General features: G+C 61.9%; 14 protein-coding genes and 1 tRNA gene. 5 read left to right on the forward strand and 10 right to left on the reverse strand.

All coding sequences use genetic code 11. The features are described from left to right. Nucleotides 1-25: 25 nt before the first annotated feature. The gene (locus NFR41_RS09020) at nucleotides 26-1789 is read right to left on the reverse strand and encodes an ABC transporter substrate-binding protein (RefSeq protein ID WP_251231586.1); all 1764 of its coding nucleotides are present in this window, start codon (nucleotides 1787-1789) and stop codon (nucleotides 26-28) included. A gap of 288 nt (nucleotides 1790-2077) precedes the next feature. On the opposite strand from NFR41_RS09020, the gene NFR41_RS09025 reads away from it, so the two are divergent. From NFR41_RS09025 to NFR41_RS09035, 3 genes are all read left to right on the forward strand, one after another. After that, the gene (locus NFR41_RS09025) at nucleotides 2078-2575 is read left to right on the forward strand and encodes a DNA-deoxyinosine glycosylase (protein ID WP_251231587.1); all 498 of its coding nucleotides are present in this window, start codon (nucleotides 2078-2080) and stop codon (nucleotides 2573-2575) included. 153 nt (nucleotides 2576-2728) lie between these two features. After that, complete coding sequence (locus NFR41_RS09030) at nucleotides 2729-4273, forward strand: 5-bromo-4-chloroindolyl phosphate hydrolysis family protein (protein WP_251231588.1); 1545 nt, start codon at nucleotides 2729-2731, stop codon at nucleotides 4271-4273. Next, a complete protein-coding gene (locus tag NFR41_RS09035) occupies nucleotides 4270-5451 on the forward strand; it encodes a toxic anion resistance protein (RefSeq protein ID WP_160305834.1) in 1182 nt (393 codons plus the stop codon). The genes NFR41_RS09030 and NFR41_RS09035 overlap by 4 nt, the downstream gene beginning before the upstream one ends. 221 nt (nucleotides 5452-5672) lie before the next feature. Here NFR41_RS09035 and NFR41_RS09040 read toward each other — a convergent pair whose 3' ends face one another. Then, nucleotides 5673-6326, reverse strand: a complete 654-nt coding sequence (locus NFR41_RS09040; protein ID WP_251231589.1) for a cytochrome c3 family protein — start codon at nucleotides 6324-6326, stop codon at nucleotides 5673-5675. Between the two features lie 59 nt (nucleotides 6327-6385). Beyond that, on the reverse strand, nucleotides 6386-7729 hold the full coding sequence (locus tag NFR41_RS09045; protein ID WP_251231590.1) for an FAD-dependent oxidoreductase: 1344 nt from the start codon (nucleotides 7727-7729) through the stop codon (nucleotides 6386-6388). 290 nt (nucleotides 7730-8019) lie between these two features. Between NFR41_RS09045 and NFR41_RS09050 the strand changes: the two genes are divergently transcribed. Next, nucleotides 8020-9363: a helix-turn-helix transcriptional regulator gene (locus NFR41_RS09050; protein WP_251231591.1), complete on the forward strand. Its 1344-nt coding sequence runs from the start codon at nucleotides 8020-8022 to the stop codon at nucleotides 9361-9363. Between the two features lie 226 nt (nucleotides 9364-9589). Next, nucleotides 9590-10636 (forward strand): helix-turn-helix domain-containing protein, encoded by a 1047-nt coding sequence (locus tag NFR41_RS09055; RefSeq protein ID WP_251231592.1) that lies wholly within the window; start codon nucleotides 9590-9592, stop codon nucleotides 10634-10636. Here NFR41_RS09055 and NFR41_RS09060 read toward each other — a convergent pair. From NFR41_RS09060 to NFR41_RS09090, 7 genes are all read right to left on the reverse strand, one after another. After that, on the reverse strand, nucleotides 10633-11601 hold the full coding sequence (locus tag NFR41_RS09060; protein WP_251231593.1) for a slipin family protein: 969 nt from the start codon (nucleotides 11599-11601) through the stop codon (nucleotides 10633-10635). The two genes, NFR41_RS09055 and NFR41_RS09060, sit on opposite strands and share 4 nt — an antisense overlap. A 29-nt stretch (nucleotides 11602-11630) precedes the next feature. After that, entirely contained in the window at nucleotides 11631-12035 is a 405-nt protein-coding gene (locus NFR41_RS09065; RefSeq protein WP_160212855.1) for a GntR family transcriptional regulator, read from the reverse strand. Between the two features lie 82 nt (nucleotides 12036-12117). Beyond that, the gene (nrfD, locus tag NFR41_RS09070; protein WP_349665478.1) at nucleotides 12118-13080 is read right to left on the reverse strand and encodes an NrfD/PsrC family molybdoenzyme membrane anchor subunit; all 963 of its coding nucleotides are present in this window, start codon (nucleotides 13078-13080) and stop codon (nucleotides 12118-12120) included. Then, on the reverse strand, nucleotides 13016-13768 hold the full coding sequence (locus tag NFR41_RS09075) for a TorD/DmsD family molecular chaperone (RefSeq protein WP_251231595.1): 753 nt from the start codon (nucleotides 13766-13768) through the stop codon (nucleotides 13016-13018). The genes nrfD and NFR41_RS09075 overlap by 65 nt, the downstream gene beginning before the upstream one ends. Nucleotides 13769-13847: 79 nt before the next feature. After that, on the reverse strand, nucleotides 13848-14471 hold the full coding sequence (locus tag NFR41_RS09080) for a DMSO/selenate family reductase complex B subunit (protein ID WP_251231596.1): 624 nt from the start codon (nucleotides 14469-14471) through the stop codon (nucleotides 13848-13850). A gap of 15 nt (nucleotides 14472-14486) precedes the next feature. Then, nucleotides 14487-17174, reverse strand: coding sequence for a molybdopterin-dependent oxidoreductase (locus NFR41_RS09085; RefSeq protein ID WP_251231597.1), 2688 nt, complete (start codon nucleotides 17172-17174; stop codon nucleotides 14487-14489). Nucleotides 17175-17618: 444 nt separating this feature from the next. Beyond that, nucleotides 17619-17695: transfer RNA gene (locus NFR41_RS09090), tRNA-Asp, on the reverse strand.

Here is a 17695-nt window from a genome sequence, read left to right on the forward strand (position 1 = left end):
CTGTTCCTTCCCTGCCTACCGCCGGCTATTCCCAGTACCAGCGGTCCACGTTGTTCACCAGCGACCACCCGTGCCCGTGGGGATGGGGCTTCTGGCGGGTCACCACCAGCCCGTCGCGCTTGAAGTACAGATGGTCGACGTTGCACAGCCACACCCATGTGGCAGCCCCCTGAGGCGCAAAACCGTTCTGCCCGTCCCATTGGGCCGCCTGCCATTCAGGGTAGGAGGATTCTACCGTAGTGGAAGCCAGGGCGGCGTCCAGGTGGGCGTCGACGGCGGCGTTGTCGTAGCAAGCGTAGTTGCCCGACGAGCTTCCGTAATGCAGCGAGTACACCTCCACCGGACTGTTCGAACCCCAGCCCCACAGCACCGGATCGGTGTACTGGTGGGCGTAGATGCCGTCGGCGTCGGTGGTCCAGCCCGACCCCACCGGCGTCACCTGGATGCCCAGCGGCGCCATCTGGTTGGCAAACTCGTTGGCCAGCGCCTGGCGGACCGAGTCGCTGGCGCTGTAGTAGCAGCTGAACGCCGCGCGCACGCCGCCCTTCTCCCGCACGCCGTCGGCGCCCATGGCCCAGCCGGCCTCATCCAGCAGTGCCGTCGCCGCCGCAGGGTCGCACTCCACCTTCATGGCCGGGTTGAACCAGGGCATGGCATCGGAGACGCTGTAGGCCTCGGTGCCGTAGCCGTTCAGCACGTTTTCGATGAGCGAGGCGCGGTCCACCCCCAGGTTGATAGCACGGCGAAGGGCCTCGTCGCAGGTCACGTCGTTGCCGGCAGCGTAGGTCTGGCCACCGTCGTCTTTCGCGGCACCCGAGGGGATGGCCGGAAGCGATATGCCCCGAGAGTCCACGGATGCGCAGTTGAGCACCGAATAGCCCGTCGGGTTCGCCGCATCCACCAGGGTTGCCGCCGTATAGGCAATATCCGCCTGGCCCGATTGGGCCGCCGCCAGCGAGGCGTCCTCTTCCATGAACACCACTACCACGCGCTCCATGAGCGGCCGCTCGCCGTAGTAGTCGGGGTTCGCACGCAGGATGACCTGCTGCCCGCGATCCCACTGCTCAAGCATGTAGCGGCCCGACCCGATGGGGTTGGCGCCGTAAGTGGCCGGGTCGTAGGCATGCTCCGGCACGATGCCCACCACTGCCAGCGTGTACAGCATGGCGTTGAAAGGCTTGCTCAGGTGCAGCTCCACCACGGTGTCGCTCACGGCCACGGCCTCCTCTACCATGGACAAGTCGGCCTCGGAGGCCGGGTTGGCATTGATGCCGTTGACGGTGAAGGCCACGTCGCGGGCGGTGAGCGGCTCGCCATCGGTGAAAACCGCATCGTCCCGGATGCTGAAGGTCCAGGTAAGGCCATCCTCCGAGCACTCGTAGGAGGTGGCCAGGTCGTTCACGAAGTTCAGGTCGGCGTCGGTGGTGAACAGGGTCGACTGGATGAGCGGCTCGTGCACGTGCTCGCCGCAGCCCCAGCTGAACAGCGGGTCGAACCCAGCGGCCGGCTCGGAGGAGGTGGTCATGGTCACGACCACCTGGCTGGCATCGTCCCCTCCCGGGTTCGCGCCCGAGCCGGAAGTGCCGGAGCACCCGCCCAGCAGCGCCGCCGAAGCGCAGCCGACCGCGCCCAATCCCGCCAGCTGCAAAAAGCGCCGGCGCGACAGCAGGCCGTCAAGAGCAGCCGCGTCGGCGGTGCCCCCGCAGCTCGCCTGCGGCGACGCCGACCCCCCAACCCCGGCTCCCTCCAGCCCCGGTGCCGCCTTGGTCCATTTCGCTTCCTCGGCCATGCTTCTAGCCCTCCATCCTGCGCAACGGTTCTTCTCAGTAGTAACACTTACCAGAAAATCGTAACACATCAAGGGGAGCAGCCGCCTTTCGAATGTTACGTATTCATGATTCGTGTTATCAACGTCGGGGAACGGCACGCCCGTGCAGCAGCAACGCACCACCGCAACAGGCGACTGCGGCAGGCGGCCAGCGCCAAGATTCTGCCAGCCGGACTCTCCAGCCTGTGCTACCGTAGCCAGCAACCGGGCCGTCCGTCGGCCCGCAGGCAAAACCTTCGCGGAGGCACCATGCACGTGACCCATACCATAGAACCCGTCTTCGACGCCCACTCGCGCGTGCTGCTGCTCGGCACCATCCCCTCCCCGAAGTCGCGCGAGGCGGGCTTTTACTACGGGCACCCCCGCAACCGGTTCTGGCCGGTGATGGCCGCGCTGTTCGACGAGCCCGTCCCACGAACCAACGAGGAGCGGGCGCGCCTGCTGCTGCGCCACCGCATCGCGCTGTGGGACGTGCTTGCCTCCTGCGACATCGACGGCGCAAGCGACGCCTCCATCGCCCAGGAAACCCCCAACGACCTGCGGCCTCTCTTCGCAGCGGCCCCCATCTCCCACGTGTTCTGCACCGGGGCAACCGCCGCGCGCCTCTACCGCATCTACGACGAGCCCGTGCTGGGAATCGCCGCGGTGCAGCTGCCCTCCACCAGCCCCGCCAACGCCGCCTTCTCATTCGAGCGGCTCGTCACCGCCTACGACGTGGTGAAGCAGTGCGTCGAGCCGGACCTTTAGAGGACCGGCCGACCACGCAAACTTAATCTTTCTTCTGTTCCGCAGCGGTCTGCGCCTACAACCCCCTCGCGGAACAACTCCGTGGTAGAATTGCTCCTATTGCATCCACCGCGCGCCCGTCTCCGAAGGCGCGTCATCGTAGAAGGAAGCCCGTTGGCCACCGCAGGAAACCACAAGGACGACCAGGCAGCTACCGGGGTATGGGAACCTCCCCCGCCCAGCGGATCGGCATGGCCCGGCAAGCCTCCCGCAGGCGCGGCCCAGCCAAGCGCCCGCCAGGGCACGCCGGCATCGGGTCCCTACAGCCAGGCAGCTTCCCATCCCTACGGCCAGGGTTCACGGTCGCAGCGGGCAGGTGGCTACAGCGCCGGCCCGCAGGCCGCCCGTCCCGACCAATCGGTGAGCTCGGACGAGTTCGCCGACCTGTGCCGCACCATCGGCGCGTCGGTGGCAAAGGTAAGTGATGCGGTCAGCCAGGCCATCAGCGCTTCGATGTCAAGCGGCGTCAAGTCCGCCAAGAACGCCAAGGCCAAAGCCCCCTCGAACCCCACGGGCGCACGCCCGAAGGCCCCAACGCATCCAAACGCCGGCAAGTCCTACTCGGCCCCGCCGACCGGCTCCTCGCTGGACGCGATTCAGCAGCTCTCAGCCAAGGCCGGCGCGAAGGCCGAGCTGAAGCGGCGCGACGCGCTGATCAACGCCCGCTTCAAGAAATCCGGCGGCTTGCAGGCATCTGGCGTCTTCATGACCGCCGTGGGAGGCGCCTGCACCCTCATGTTCTCGGGGATTCTCGCCGGCGTGGTGGCCACCGCCGACATGACCGCGGGGGGCGGTGCCGTGGTAGGCGCCATCCTCGCAGGCGGCTTCCTCGCCGGCTCGGCTGCCCTGCTAATCGCAGGCATCCGCCAGCTGCGCCTTGCAGGCAAGCTGCAGTCGCTCCGCCGCATCTTCGGCACCCGCGAGGCCTGCTCCATCGACGAGCTGGCATCCCAGCTGCACCAAAGCAGCCGAAAGACCCTGGCCCAGGCACGCCAGGTGTTGCGGCGCGGTCTGCTGCCCCAGGGGCACATCGACGACGAGGGCACCACGCTCATGGTCACGGACGCCGCCTACCACCACTACCGACAGCTGCAGGCCTCCCGTCGCGAAACCACGCAACCCCACGGACGGGCCGTCATCACCAGCGTGACTGACGTGCCGGCCAAGGGCCAGACGGCCTCTGACGAAGACGCGCCCCTTCCGTCCAAGGCCCGCGCCTTCGTGAAGGAGGGCCGTGCCTACCTAGCCCAGCTGCGGCAGCTCGACAGCGACATCGCCGACGTCGCCGTAAGCGCCAAGATCGCCTCGATCGAGCAGGTGGTAGCCAAGATCTTGGACCGCGCGGCAGAATCGCCGGACGTGGTGGACGACCTGGGCCGGCTCATGGACTACTACCTGCCCACCACCGTGAAGCTTCTGCAAGCCTACGACAATCTGGAAGAGCAGCCGGTGCAGGGCGAGAACATCGCTACGTCCCGCCGCGAGATCGAGCAGACCCTGGACGTGCTGCAAAGCGCCTTCGAGAAGCTGCTTGACGCCACCTTCGAAGACCTGTCCTTCGACGTATCCTCCGACATATCGGTGCTGAACACCATCCTGGCCCAGGAAGGGCTCACGGAAAGCCCGTTTAGCCCCTCGACCGAAAGGAAGCCGCAATGACCGACCAGAACAAGCCCGCCGAGCTTTCCGCCGACGCCGCATTCGGCGCAGCCGCCACGCCCCAGCTCACCCTCACCCCCGTGCTCAGCCCCGAAGCCGAGGAGGTGGCGAAGGTGACCATCGTGGAGGTTCCCGAACCCAAGGCCCCGTCGCTGGAAGACAACCTAACCGCAGATGAGCGCGCCCAAGTGGAGGCCTTCTCGAAGCAGATCGACATCACCAACTCCCAGATGGTGCTGCAGTACGGCGCCGGCGCCCAGTCGAAGATGGCAAGCTTCTCCGAAACGGCCCTCGACAAGGTGCGCACCCAGGATTTGGGCGAAGCGGGCAAGCTGATCGTGGACGTGGTCACCGAGCTCAAGGGCTTCGACGCCGAGGAGGAGAAGGGCTTCTTCGGCCTGTTCAAGAAGCAGGCCGCCAAGATGGGCGCGCTGAAGGCTCGCTACGACAAGGCCGACGCCAACATCGACAAGATCGTAAGCGCACTTGAGGGCTATCAGATGACGCTGCTGAAGGACGGCGCCACGCTGGACAAGCTCTACGACCTGAACATGACCTACTTCAAGGAACTCACCATGTACCTGCTGGCCGGCCGCAAGCGCCTGGCCGAGGTGCGCGAAGGCGAGCTCAAGCAGCTCTACGAAACCGCGCGCCAAACCGGCCGCGCCGAGGACATCGAGGCGGCCCAGCGTATGGAGGCCGCCTGCCACCGCTTCGAGAAGAAGCTCACCGACCTCGACCTCACCCGCACGGTGTCTATGCAGATGGCGCCGCAGATTCGCCTTATCCAGAACAACGAGATGCTCATGATCGAGAAGATCCAGACCACGGTCATGAACACCATCCCCCTGTGGCGCAGCCAGATGGTGCTGGCCCTGGGCATGTCCAACAGCGAGGAGGCCCTGCGCGCCCAGTCCGCCGTAAGCGACATGACCAACGAGCTGCTGCGCAAGAACGCCGAGAAGCTGAAGCAATCCACCGTGGAAGTGGCCCGCGAGAGCGAGCGCACCATCATCGACATCGAGACCCTGCGCGCCACCAACGACAACCTCATCCAGACCTTCGACGAGGTCATGAAGATCCAAGAGGAGGGACGCGCCAAGCGCGCCGAGGCCGAAGCGGAGATCCGCCAGATGGAAGAGCAGCTGAAGGCAAAACTGCTGGAAATCCGCGGGTAGAGACCGCCTGCATGGCGGAAGCGCACAAGACGCCTCCGCCATCTGAGAATACCGCTTTCAGCCTGGACCCGTGCAGGGCGCCGCTAAGCCGGAACAACAACGAGAAAGCCCGTCGCACAATGAGCGGCGGGCTTTTCAACTAAGAGAAACAGGGTGAAGCGAACGGGAGCCGTCGATTGCCGAACGACCCCCGCCGCAGAAGGCCTACGAGAAGCCTCTCGCTACTCGTGGCACGTGTAACACTCGTAGACGCCGGAATGGTGGCAACCGACGCATACCGCCTGGGCCGCGTTCTCCCGGGGCGTGCTGCTGTGCACCTTGTGGCAGTCGGCGCAAACTATCTGCCCATGCTCCTCGTTTTCGGGAAGCTCGTGGGGGTTTACCACGGTGCCGTTCGAGTCGACCAGCACTTCGCTTGAAGCGGTTGCGCCGGCAAAGTCATCGTCACCATGGCAGCTCAGACACACCTCTTCTCCCACCTCGGTTTTCTTCAGCTTCTTCGCAGGCTTGGCGTCCATGGTGATGCCCTCGTGAACCTCGGAAAGCGCAGCCTCGTCTTCGTGGCAGGCCATGCAGTCGTCGGCCATCTGCGCATGGGCGAAGGCCCCGGTCTGCCCGTCCTCGAACGAGGAGTGCTCGGTCCCATGGCAGATGCTGCAGTCGCTTTGCGCCGTCCACTCCACGGCGACGGACGGCGCGGCCTCGTCCTGGTCGGCGGCGGCGTCCTCGTCGGATTCGCCGGGCGCCGCCGACTGCGCATCGGCATCCGAAACCGAGGCTCCGGAGCGAGAGTCGGGGGCACAGCCGGCGAAGGCCACCGTCGCCAAGATCATCGTTATCAGCACAATCGTGAGAGCTCGTCTTTGACTCTTCATCTCAATCCATCCGTCCCGCTCATTCGCCGCGCCGTCAGAAAGACGCGGGCCCTTTCTTGCTACTTGCCACCCTCGGGCTGCACGGCACCCGCCAGGTTCTCGCCGGCGATGCGGCCGAAGCAGATTGCAAAGCCCACATAGGAGCCGCACCCCGGGTAGTTGCCGGACTTGCCGAAGATGTTCGAGCCCACATCGCAGCCAGCGGCGTACAGATTGGGGATGGGCTGGCCCCACACGTCGAGCACACGGGAGTCGGTGTCGATAACCACGCCGCCGTGGGTCTCGGCGATGATGGGGGCCTCGGCTACCAGCTTGTTCGGATCGTCGGGAGCCTGCAGCCACATCGGGAAGATGTCCTCCCATTCTTCGTTGAACGTGGCAGTGTAGCTCGTCTCATCGGGCATGATGTAGCTCTGGCAGGTATTCGCAAGGTCAGCACCCACGGCCATGGCCGCCTTGACGCCGTCGCCGGTGCACAGCGGGTTCATGTAGGAGATGCGGCCCATGGTGTCGAAGCAGAAGTTTTTCCGCATCTCCTCCGAGTTGGGGAACCCGCCCGTGGCCAGCATGACGCCGTTACGGGCACGAACGGCCTCCTCGGTGTTGCCCTTCTTGATGAGTGCGCCGAGCACCGCGCCTTCCTCGTCGGTGATAAGCGAGGACAGGGCCGTCTCGTACTCGACCGTAATCTTGTCGGAGCCTTCAACCGTGAGCAGCAGCGGGTAGAACAGCTCGGGGCCGGCATTCGACGCGGTGCTTCCTTCCTTCATAACCGCCCAATGGGAGCGAGGAACCACCTCGTCTTCCGTCAAGCCGAAGCTGGCGAAAGGCACCCCTCGGCGATTGATGCCTATGCGGGCCGTGTCGTCGGTTAGCTCGGAGAGGAACAGATGCTCGCCGGTCTCCTTAACACAAAGCTCGTCGAGCCAATCGAGGTTGGCCGCGGAATTGTCAGCGTAGACTCGCGCGATGTCAGACGGGCAGAGTCCGTCTGTCGCCAGTATGATCCAATCGTAAAACGCGTCTGCGCTATCTTCGATGCCGGCATCCTTCTGCATAGTCGTACCTGCACCCGCCATGCCGCCGCCCGAACGGCACATCGATCCTCCCGGCAAAGACCCCTTCTCAACCAGAAGCACTTCGGCGCCGTTGGTCGCCGCCTCAATAGCGCAGGCAGCCCCAGCAGCTCCGAACCCGCACACCAGCACGTCGGTCTCGCGGTCCCATGTACGCTCGGACCCGGCGCCCTTCGCAGCGGGCGCATCAGCAGCAGAATTGTCCGAAGCGGGCTGCGAAGACCCAGCAGCCGGGCTAGACGAACACCCCGCTAGCACATTAGCGCCCAGGCCAGCGCCCACAAGGGCCGACCCCAGCAAAAACGACCTACGCGACAACTTCTCCATGATGCATCTCCTTTCTTTCGGGCCGTCGAATGCGACCCTATGCTAAGCCGACCTTCCGCGGCCTCGCATCGTCATCGCTAGGACGAAAAGTTGAAGCAACATGGGTGAAATAAGGATTAATCCAGGGTGGTTAGTCTACAGTTTTGCCCGATGGGGGCCGATTTCCTCCTCGCATCACTTACCGGAATGCGGTACTATCCTCGTCGCAAGCATGCCACCCACACGCCTTCGGCCCCGCCAATACGCTAGAGCGCCCATAGGCCGCGAACCGAAACGCAAAGGGGGACAAGGTGAACGGATACGACTCCTCGACGATGTACAAATCCCTGCAAGGGTTTCTGGTGTCGGCCACCGCCATAGGGCTCGTTCGCGCGCGCCTTTCGTTCCAGGTACAAGTTAGCGATGCCTTCGATGCCGGCTTGACGATGTTCCCGCTACTACACGTCTTCGCAATCATAGCTGGGCTGGCGCTGCTCTCATTGCTCTCGGCCACCAACCCCCTAATAGCGCATCGGAAGCTGAGCCTACTCGCCCTTGGCGGATGGGTATCCCTTTTGTATGGCGTCTGCCTCTATCTACCACAGAGCAATGTGCTTGGCGCCCTCGGAATCGTCTCGTCCGACCTGTTCACCGCTTTAGCGATTCGACTGTGGGGCGACGACAACGCCGACTGCTCCATGGAGCGTATCGTAGTGCGACTCGGATCGTCCTTCGTCGCGCAGTACATCGCCTACTCGGCCATGCTCGCCTTGACCGCCCCCCTACGCAGCGCCGTAACAGCGCTGCTTCCCGTCGCCATCGCCCTTCTACTGGCAAAACCCTCCCGCAGCTGCCAGCACGAAGCCCCGGGCAGCTCAAGGCCGCAACTTTCCAAGCACTCGTCGGCCTTATTGCTTATCACGGTAGGTTTTTCCTGCATTGCCCACAGCGTGCTCTTTTGCCTTCCCGGCGACAACTCTTCTGCCTGGGTCCTCGGCCCGCTGGCTATTGCCTTCCTGGTCCTCGGATGCGCCGCACGCTTCTCGGGCATCGATCTATTCAGAATCGCCGCCTGCCTCACGCTGGCCGTCCAATGCGCCTGCACGGTGCCCCTTCTCGTCGCGGGAAGCAACCCGGACACCGTCGCTTTCATCAGAAGTCTTAGCTACTCGGCCACCATGATGCTCGCTATGGCTGTAGGATGCTGGACGGGGCCTCGACTCCCCGCAGCCGGCGGTCGGTGCGTTTGTCGATGGCTCATCGTCTACTTTGCAGCGTTCTACGCGACGTTCTACCTCCTGCAGCTCGTACGACTCGACTCCGCAGTGCTCATAGCTATCATGCTGCTCTGCCTTGTCATCTCCGCGCTCCCCATGGCAGCCGGCGATTGGCGCCACTACAACACGGCGCCTGCCTATACGGACCACATCGAGCACGTTATTGCATCGCAAAGAGACGCGCTTATGGCACAGCGCGGACTCACCCCCAGGGAAAGCGAGGTACTTGCACTCATCGCCACCGGCAAATCCGCCGGTGAAGCAGCTACGAAGCTGCATATTTCCAAAAATACCGTCCGAAGTCAGATTCGGTCAATCTACCAGAAACTCGATGTCCACACCCGGGAAGAGCTCCAGGACAAGCTCCTGAAAGGCTAGCGCACACCCGCCCTTCCCTATCCGCGGCCACGAAACTCCCCCGTTCGGCCAAAAGACGACTCCGCACGAGGCGCATGCAACCAAAAGTTTCCCCGAAATTCAAACCGAAAGCGGTCGTGCCCACAGCCGCGTTGCCCTAAGCTTTTCCTGTCTTCGAAGACGATGCGCGCCCCGAGGCGCGCCCTCCGCTCACTACAATGAACCGACGGAAAACGAAAGGCAGCGAATGAACGTAGATATGGCGAAACGGCTGGCCGACCGCCGCCGCAACGCGGGACTGACCCAGGAGGCCCTGGCCGAGAAGCTGGAGGTATCGCGGCAGGCAGTCTCGAAATGGGAGCGGTCAGAGTCCTCGCCCGACACCGACAACCTCATAGCCCTGGCGGACCTTTACGGCGTGTCCCTGGACGAGCTGCTGTACGGCGACGTAGCCGACGCCGAAGACGCGAGTGCAGATAGCCAGGACGCAGGCGCCCATGCGACCGAAAGCAGCCGAAACGCAAGCGCGCATGAGAACGGGAGCGAGGTCGAACAGCGAAATAGCGCCGCTGCGGCCGACAACGCCCGTAGAGAAAGCGGCGACGAACGCACCGAAGACCACGGCTCTTCCGCAGCTGCCGAGGGCCCGCAGGCGCACGACGACGGCAAGGCACATCCCGAGGACGACGAAAGCCCCTTCCCTCCGCACGGCACGCGCAACGACAGAAGGCGCCGGGGACGACACTACGTCGACCATCACGGCATCCACATTGACGACGGAGACGACCATGTGCACATCAACTGGCGCGACGGCGTGAACGTGCTCGACCGGGAGGGCAACTCCGTCCACGTAGGCTGGGACGGCGTCCATGTGAACGGCACCGATTACCGCAGCCTGGACGAGGCCAACGCCGCCATGGACGGCATGCCCCACCCCGGCTGGACGCGATCCCCCTTCCGCCAGGCATGGGACCGCTTCCCCTTCCCCGCCTTCGTGCTGCTGGCCTATCTGCTGGCGGGCATCTTCCTGGGGCAGTGGCTCATGGGGTTGTTCCTTTTCTTCGCCATCCCGCTCTATTACCTGGTAGGCGGCCTTATCGACTCGAAGCGCCTCGGGGCATTCCGGGCCGGGCTCTACCCATGGGCCGTGGTCGCCGCCTTCTGCTACCTGGCCTTCGTCGAAGGGATGGCCCATCCCGCCTGGGTGCTCTTCCTCACCATCCCGCTGGTCGAGTGCATCCTGCACGCCCTCTCGAAGTGGTGGCGCGGCCGCAAGCACGAAAACGGCATCTAGGCTTTCGGCTTGCGCAAACCCTCGGCCGCGCGATCGAAGGACACGTCGGAAAAGCCCTCGCTATATGCGCTTGGAATTACCACGGTGCCCCCAGAGCCCTTCACGCTCTCGTAAAGCAGATGCATAGTGCGCAGCCGTAGAGCCACGTCGTTGTCCTCGTAGTTCTCCGCCGCGTCCACCAACATTGCAGAGATGTCCTTCTCCACTTCCGCAAGCACCATGCGGGCGTTCTTCTCGCGCTCGGCTTGGGCCTCAGCAGACATGACCTCCTGTAACCCCTGGGGTATCACGATGTCGCGAATCTCCACGGACATGACCGTGATGCCCCAGCTCGAAGTACGCTCTTCGATGACTTCTTGAAGTTCCCGATCGAGCTGGTTGCGGCGGATGGCGACCTCGGACACGCTCGCTCGACCAATCGCATCGCGCAGGGCTGTCTGCGCAGCGAGAGACACCGAGTTGTAATAGTTCTCCACCTCCATGCAGGCCTTTTCCGCATCCCACACCATCCAGAAGAGAACAGCATCCACATTGATGGGAACCAGATCGCTTGTAAGCGTCTCCTCCGCACCGAAGCCGGTTACCATAATGCGCTGGTCTGCTTTGAGCGCAATCTGCTCGATAAAGGGGATGGTAACGTAGAGCCCGGGGCCTTTCGTACGGTTGAACTTGCCGAAGCGGAAAATGACCACCTTCTCCCACTGCATGGCGATACGCACCGACATCACCGCAAAGCACGCCAACGCAAAGGAGGCCGCAAGCCACCACACTCCGAACGCACCGACAATCGCATAGCCCGCGCCAAGGGCGGCAGCGAAGACAACCGCGAACAAGAACGACGAGAACAGCAGCGGACCGTTTTGAGTGGTCCTCCGGTCGGCTCGAGAGTCATACTCCTCGAGCGAAGGCGCTGTGCTTTTACACGAAGGCCTGTCGTCCGATTTCCTGTCAAGCCTTTTTGCCATGGACGTAACCTCCAACATTCATCCCGCGATTATCGCGGATCGCCAGATTGCTTTTCCTTCTGCATTTGCCGAACGACATCTATCATGCGCAGCATCACCTCATCCAAGGTCATGCCTAGAGCCAAACAGCGTCCCACGCATTCTTTGATCTCGACGTCCAATATGGACTCCACATCGTTTTCCGCTGCTTCGCCGATACCGCGAACAAAAACACCCCTGCCGCGGACGGATTCCACGTAACCGTCTCGCTCGAGATTGGCGTAGACTTTGCTCACAGTGTTGTAGTTGATTGCAGCCTCGGCCGCCAGAGCCCGAACGCTTGGCAGCTGCTCGCCCGGTCGATAGCGTCCCGTCTTGATGAGATAGACGAATCGATTGCGCAGCTGCACCCACACGGGCAAGCCCGACGATTCGTCTATCTCAAACAGGGCCATGGATTTCCTCGCTTCATCGTGTCGGCAGCCTGACAAATCACCCGCCGAAAGCATCCCTCGGATTGTATCCGAACCGCGCCGATCACGCTGCAATTACCACGCAAAAACGAAGCACCAACCCCCCGATGATGCAGAGAGCATCGAGGGGAATCGCCTCCATCGGCCGTCGAGCCATAGCAGCGAAAACTTCCGCACCCAAGGGCAGAGCCACACCCAGCCCCAGAAACCCCACCACAAACCACGAGCCCAAATCATTCGGAGACAGCAGCGCCTCAAGCCCCGGCCGAGCGAACCCGTCTCCCCACGCCAAGGCAAGGTAAGCACCAACCGCCACCATCTCCCCCGCCAAGGAGACGGCATGCGCCAGCCGCAAGCGCCTGCAGTCAGCGGCCAGCAAGAACCGATCATCTGCAAAAGACGCCGCGATGAGTACCACCGACAAGCCCGAAGAAAGCGACGACAACGCGAACAGAACAGGCAAAGCCGGGTTGTTCCACAGGGGAACCGCTTCCAAGCATGCCATGTAAAGACCCGTATACAGCATCACTCCCGCAGAGAGAGCGCAGCATACAACCTCCGCCGAGCAGAGCACCCTTCGGCTCGACCGGGGCGCACCGGGCACCGAAGCGCCCAGCAAAAAACCCGAAACGAGCAGCGTCGCCATGAGAAGAAACGACCCGATGGATATAAGCGACGACGTGGGGCGCGCAAACAACAGCCAGAAAAGCTGGGGGCGACCCAGGTCAAACAGCAAGCACAACACCGCAAGCACCAACAGAACGAAGCCCGCAAGAAGGCAACGAACGCGAAGCCTCCCAAACACCGGCGGTGCGGGCCGCCTTCGGCCGCAGGCGGCCCGCACCGCCAAAGACCACGCACACGTCACCAGCACGACAGCCGCCGCGCAGCCACCGAGAAACAGGTAGACCGTGACAAACGTATCAAGCACCAAAAGCCCCCGAAGCGACCGGACCCAAGCACTACGGCCGAGCGCGCCTGAACGCCGACCTCTCAGCATCGAAGTGTACCCCAAAGCGCAGCGCATACCGAGAACAGAGCCCGAAAACAAACTCCCCCAGTCCCCTGTAATAATCCGAGGCGGCGAACTTTCCCACGTTGTAGCGCCATACCGCCAACCAGGGAAGCATATGGGTGGAGAGGAACGCGTCCTGGTCCGAGGCAATGTTTCGAGAGAGCCCCGCGTCCCCCGACCGCCGCGCATCAAGCTCCAGCCCGATCATATGGCCAATGAACCCCAGCATAAGCCCCAGATGGTCGTCAGGTTCCGAGTGAAGCCTGGCCAGCTGCAAACCGTAGCGACGATACGACTTCCGAACCTCCAAAACATTTCGTCCGAAGATGGCGCTATTGGGGTCCACGTAGAACGACTCGAAGCACGAAGCCTCGGGCACGCCCACGCCCACGAACAAACGCAGCCATTCTCTTTGCAGAGCAGCAACCTCCTCGATAAAAGATTCGCTGCTCGCGAGCACATCGCCTTTCCGCCCAACCCGTTCCGAAACCCTACCGCACCAACTGCTCATGAGAGCCAAGCCCTGTCGAGCAACCTCTTCGTCCATGGCGAAGGGAGCCTCATCGAACTGGCCGGACGCAATCTGTTGCGCCACCGACTCGGGCGAGGGTTCGCAGTACAGCAATTGCGAGGCCGAGATGAAGCACGCCCGGGCGCACTCCAGCGTCTCCTCGTCCCATAATTTCTCCGACGAAACCATAGCAATCTCCTCAAGGCGGGGGAGGCCGCCTTCCAGCTCTCCCCCGCCGATCAGCTTTACGGCAACCCGAGGCGAGACGTTACAGCTCCTCGTCCAGATTGGACACGAACCCCGTACCGGACCCTGCCTTCTGGGCCTTGCGGTGGGGATTGAGCACCAGGCGCGGTTCGGTGGTATTGCGAGGCAGCGGCTCTATTTCCACGTCGCCCTCGCCATAGCGAGCCGTTAGCTCTTCCCAAGTGCCAAAGTCAAGCGCCCGCATGGGGCACGCCGCAACGCATACTGGCTTGCGACCCAATGAGCGCTCGTCGCGGCACATATCGCACTTCAGCATGAAGCCGTCGTCCTCGCTATACGTGGGGGCACCGTACGGACAGGCGGTCTGACAGGTTTTGCATCCTATGCATACCTCATGATCGGTCCAAACAACGCCCGATTCCTCGTCCTTCTGCATAGCCCCGGTAGGACAGTTCTCAACACATGCGGGATGAGCGCAATGGTTGCATGCAATCGAGACAAAGTACCCGAACACGCCATCGGGGACGTAGGTTCCCGACTCGTTGCGATCCCAAGATCCTCCCTGGTAGTTGTACACGCGGCGGTAAAGGTTGTCCGGACCCAGGTGATAGGTCTCCTTGCACGCCACCTGACAAGCTTTGCAGCCAGTGCAGGCATCCGAGTTGAAGTAAAACGCAAACTGCATGATGAGTCGCCTCCCTTATTCCTCGACGCCCACAGGCACAACGATGGGCGTGTTTTTATCGGGGCCGAGCTTGAGTTTGCCCGTATACTTCTCCACCTGAACAAGCGTGCCGTTCCAGCTCTGAGACCCGCCCCCGGAAGCTTTCGGAGCCTGCAAGATATTCGGACAGCCGCCCAAATCGATCCCGGTCTCCTCGTCAATGTTGATCCACGCACCGTCCTGCAGAGCAACGGCGCCCGGAACCAGCGTGGGCATAACCTTGGCAGGACGCAGCACCTGGCCATGAGGGCTGCTCATCAGCACGACATCGCCGTTCTTGATACCCCGAGCCTCGGCGTCGACCACGGACATGAAGCACTCCTGCGGATACGCCTCGCGCAAAGACGTAACGTTGTCGTTCACGCTATGGGCGCGCCGCAAGGTGTGGGGCGTCCATAGAAGGAGCGGGTACTCCTCCGTTTGCGTACCGTGCCCCTGCTCCGGATCGCCGATTTGCCACTTAGCGATGGGAGCTATCTGGGAATAGCCAACCGAATTCACCATGTAAGCGAGGGTTTGGCAGTAAATCTCGAACTTACCGGATGCCGTGGCAAGCGGGCTTCCCTCGGGGTCGTTAATGAAGGCCATGTAGGGCTCGGGGACAAACGCGTCGTCTTTCTGGGGATACTTGATATAGCCCTTTTCCTTGAACTCGGTGAAGGAGATGCGGCCCTCGTCCTGGGTTTCCGCCCCGTCGATTCCGAACGACTTAGCCTCCTCTTGCGAAATCGTGATAAGCGGAGACGTTTGGAATGTCTCACCGTCCATAATGGTTGCATTCTTGATGGTCACATAGGAGCGCTCCGCGTCGGTCAGCGGGTTGACCACCTTCGGGTCGAGGTCAAGCCGTTTCGCCAGCTCTTCGGCAATCCATCCCTCTGTCTTCGACTCGTACAAGGGCTCCATAATCCGGTCGGCCCAAATAGTGACCGTCTGATCCTCGGAGTATGCAACGTTGCCCTTCTCCCAGAATCCCGCAACGGGAAGCAAGATGTCGCAATATTGACGAGTGGGGTCGAAATACGGGTTATCAGCCCAGACAAAATCCATCTTGCGAATGGCCTTGATACCAGCATTGGCGTTCGGCTGCTGGTTGAGATAGTTGCGGCCACCTCCCAAATACATAGCATGAAAGTCGATCTTGTGCTTGCCTTCGGGCCAGCAATCCCGACCGTACTCCCCGTCCAAAATGCTCTGCCAGGTCTCGGATGGCTCCATGTTCTCCCAATCGGCCCCGTCGAGCTTCGAGAACACAGGGATCGGATAGAACATGTAGACAGGACTGCCAGCTGGAGCCAAGGGATTGACGGGGTTGAGGTCGATGCTGGAAAAACTACCGGCGCCGACGGTGCCACCCATATAGGAACGTATACCCGACCAGCCCATATAATGACCCGGAGTACCCAGGCCACCGTGCATGAGCGCCATGGTATAGAACGCCTGGCACAGCTGCTCCCCCGCCGGAATCTTCGCCGAGGTCATGGATGCGAAGAAGTTGACCTTATCCGTCGCGGCCACCTCTGTAGCCAAGTCGATAATCCTCTGGGCAGGCACACCGCACTTCGGCTCGGCCCACTCGGGAGTCTTCGGCTCGTTGTCATACGTGCCCAGCACGTAATCCTTGAAATTGTCCTGAGGGTTCGCCCCCTCCGGCATATGGTCTGCGTCGAATCCTATGGTGTAGGTGTCCAGGAAGTCCTGGTCATACGTGCCATCCTGAATCCACTGATAGCAAATGGCCAGCATGAGTGCCGTATCGGTACCCGGAAGCACGGGGATCCACTCATCGGCCACAACCTGGGCCGTCTGGCTAAGCCACGGGTCGATAATGATGACCTTTGCCCCGTTCTCCCGACATTGGTTCAGCCACCAGCCGGTGTTGCCACTTAGATTCGACGTCCAATTACACCCAAACAGCACATGTAGCTCGCTGGTTCGCAGTTGCAGTGGATGTGGGGCGTTTGCCATGCCGAACCCGCCAATCATGTGCGTGTCGACCACAGGGAAAGCGCCATAGGAGATGGTGCCCGCTTCGGCGTGAACGGTACCGCCCAAGGCATCGAGCAGGCACACCGTCTGATCGTAGGTACGCAGGGTGGTCGACGGCGTTGCACCTCCGCAAAAGATGCCCTTGGGACCGTACTGGTCAACGACCTTCTTGATTTCAGCCGCAACGTAATCAAGCGCCTCATCCCAGCTGATGCGCTCCCACTCGTCCTTACCGCGCAGCTCGCCGCGCGGGTTGTCGGGACTCCAATTTTTGCGCTTGAGCGGATATTTGATGCGAGCCGGCGACAGGTGATTGCTGATCTGAGCCCGACCTCGAACGCATGCACGACGCTGCGGAAGGGCGTAGCTATCTTCGTCCTCCTCGTCGGTGCGTATCTTCAGAGGAACGCCGTCCTCTACGTACACCTTCAAGATGCAACGAGATACGCCGCACGAGCAGTTGTACATGCAGGTGTTGGACAGCCACTCACCAGCCTCAACCAATGGCGTTTCCGCGGCCGCCACAACCTCCGACTGCGCGGAGTCCCCGTCGGAGCCCGCATCCGACTTCTCGGGCTCACCTGACGAGCACCCTGTGAAACCCACCAACGTTGCAGCTCCCGCTGCAGCTGCGCCCCACGCGACGAAGCTTCTGCGCGTCAATGATGTCTCCACGTGCTACCCCTCCTTTTGCTCTCGGAGAGTCGGCAAACTCGATTGGCCGCTCCCCTTTCCGGCAAATCTTCAACCGTCATAGTATTGTATGACGGTTGTTTGGAAGAATAGTAGCATGGTGGTAGAGGGGCTTCAAGGGTATATCCGCTAGTGCTTTATCCGAATTCAAGCACAATACGACTTTCAACTGGAGCAATTAAAGCATTGCCTGGGCGATGCTCACCGAGTCAAACAGAAAACACCATTTACGAGGTGGATTTAAGCCTAATCATGATGTGTTTACCTATCTATCATACTAATATATAACAGTTCCGATAGAAATACTCACAAGTAGCGTCAGGAAACCCGTCAGCAATCGACCCGCCCCCATATCGCATCATCCGGTACGACAGATAGGCGCATCAAAAAAGCCAGAAGCGTCCGCTCCTGGCTTTTGCGTTTAAGTGGCGGGATGTACGAGACTCGAACTCGCGACCTCCGACGTGACAGGCCGGCGCTCTAACCAACTGAGCTAACACCCC

The sequence above is a fragment of the Adlercreutzia aquisgranensis genome (assembly GCF_943193145.1).
Classification (GTDB): Bacteria; Actinomycetota; Coriobacteriia; order Coriobacteriales; family Eggerthellaceae; genus Xiamenia; species Xiamenia aquisgranensis.

Bases quoted from the DNA above. Each gene is read 5' to 3' on its own strand.
- NFR41_RS09020 (WP_251231586.1), bottom strand. From the start codon at position 1,789: ATGGCCGAGGAAGCGAAATGGACCAAGGCGGCACCGGGGCTGGAGGGA.
- NFR41_RS09025 (WP_251231587.1), top strand. From the start codon at position 2,078: ATGCACGTGACCCATACCATAGAACCCGTCTTCGACGCCCACTCGCGC.
- NFR41_RS09035 (WP_160305834.1), top strand. From the start codon at position 4,270: ATGACCGACCAGAACAAGCCCGCCGAGCTTTCCGCCGACGCCGCATTC.
- NFR41_RS09040 (WP_251231589.1), bottom strand. From the start codon at position 6,326: ATGAAGAGTCAAAGACGAGCTCTCACGATTGTGCTGATAACGATGATC.
- NFR41_RS09045 (WP_251231590.1), bottom strand. From the start codon at position 7,729: ATGGAGAAGTTGTCGCGTAGGTCGTTTTTGCTGGGGTCGGCCCTTGTG.
- NFR41_RS09055 (WP_251231592.1), top strand. From the start codon at position 9,590: ATGAACGTAGATATGGCGAAACGGCTGGCCGACCGCCGCCGCAACGCG.
- NFR41_RS09060 (WP_251231593.1), bottom strand. From the start codon at position 11,601: ATGGCAAAAAGGCTTGACAGGAAATCGGACGACAGGCCTTCGTGTAAA.
- NFR41_RS09065 (WP_160212855.1), bottom strand. From the start codon at position 12,035: ATGGCCCTGTTTGAGATAGACGAATCGTCGGGCTTGCCCGTGTGGGTG.
- nrfD (WP_349665478.1), bottom strand. From the start codon at position 13,080: ATGCGCTGCGCTTTGGGGTACACTTCGATGCTGAGAGGTCGGCGTTCA.
- NFR41_RS09075 (WP_251231595.1), bottom strand. From the start codon at position 13,768: ATGGTTTCGTCGGAGAAATTATGGGACGAGGAGACGCTGGAGTGCGCC.
- NFR41_RS09080 (WP_251231596.1), bottom strand. From the start codon at position 14,471: ATGCAGTTTGCGTTTTACTTCAACTCGGATGCCTGCACTGGCTGCAAA.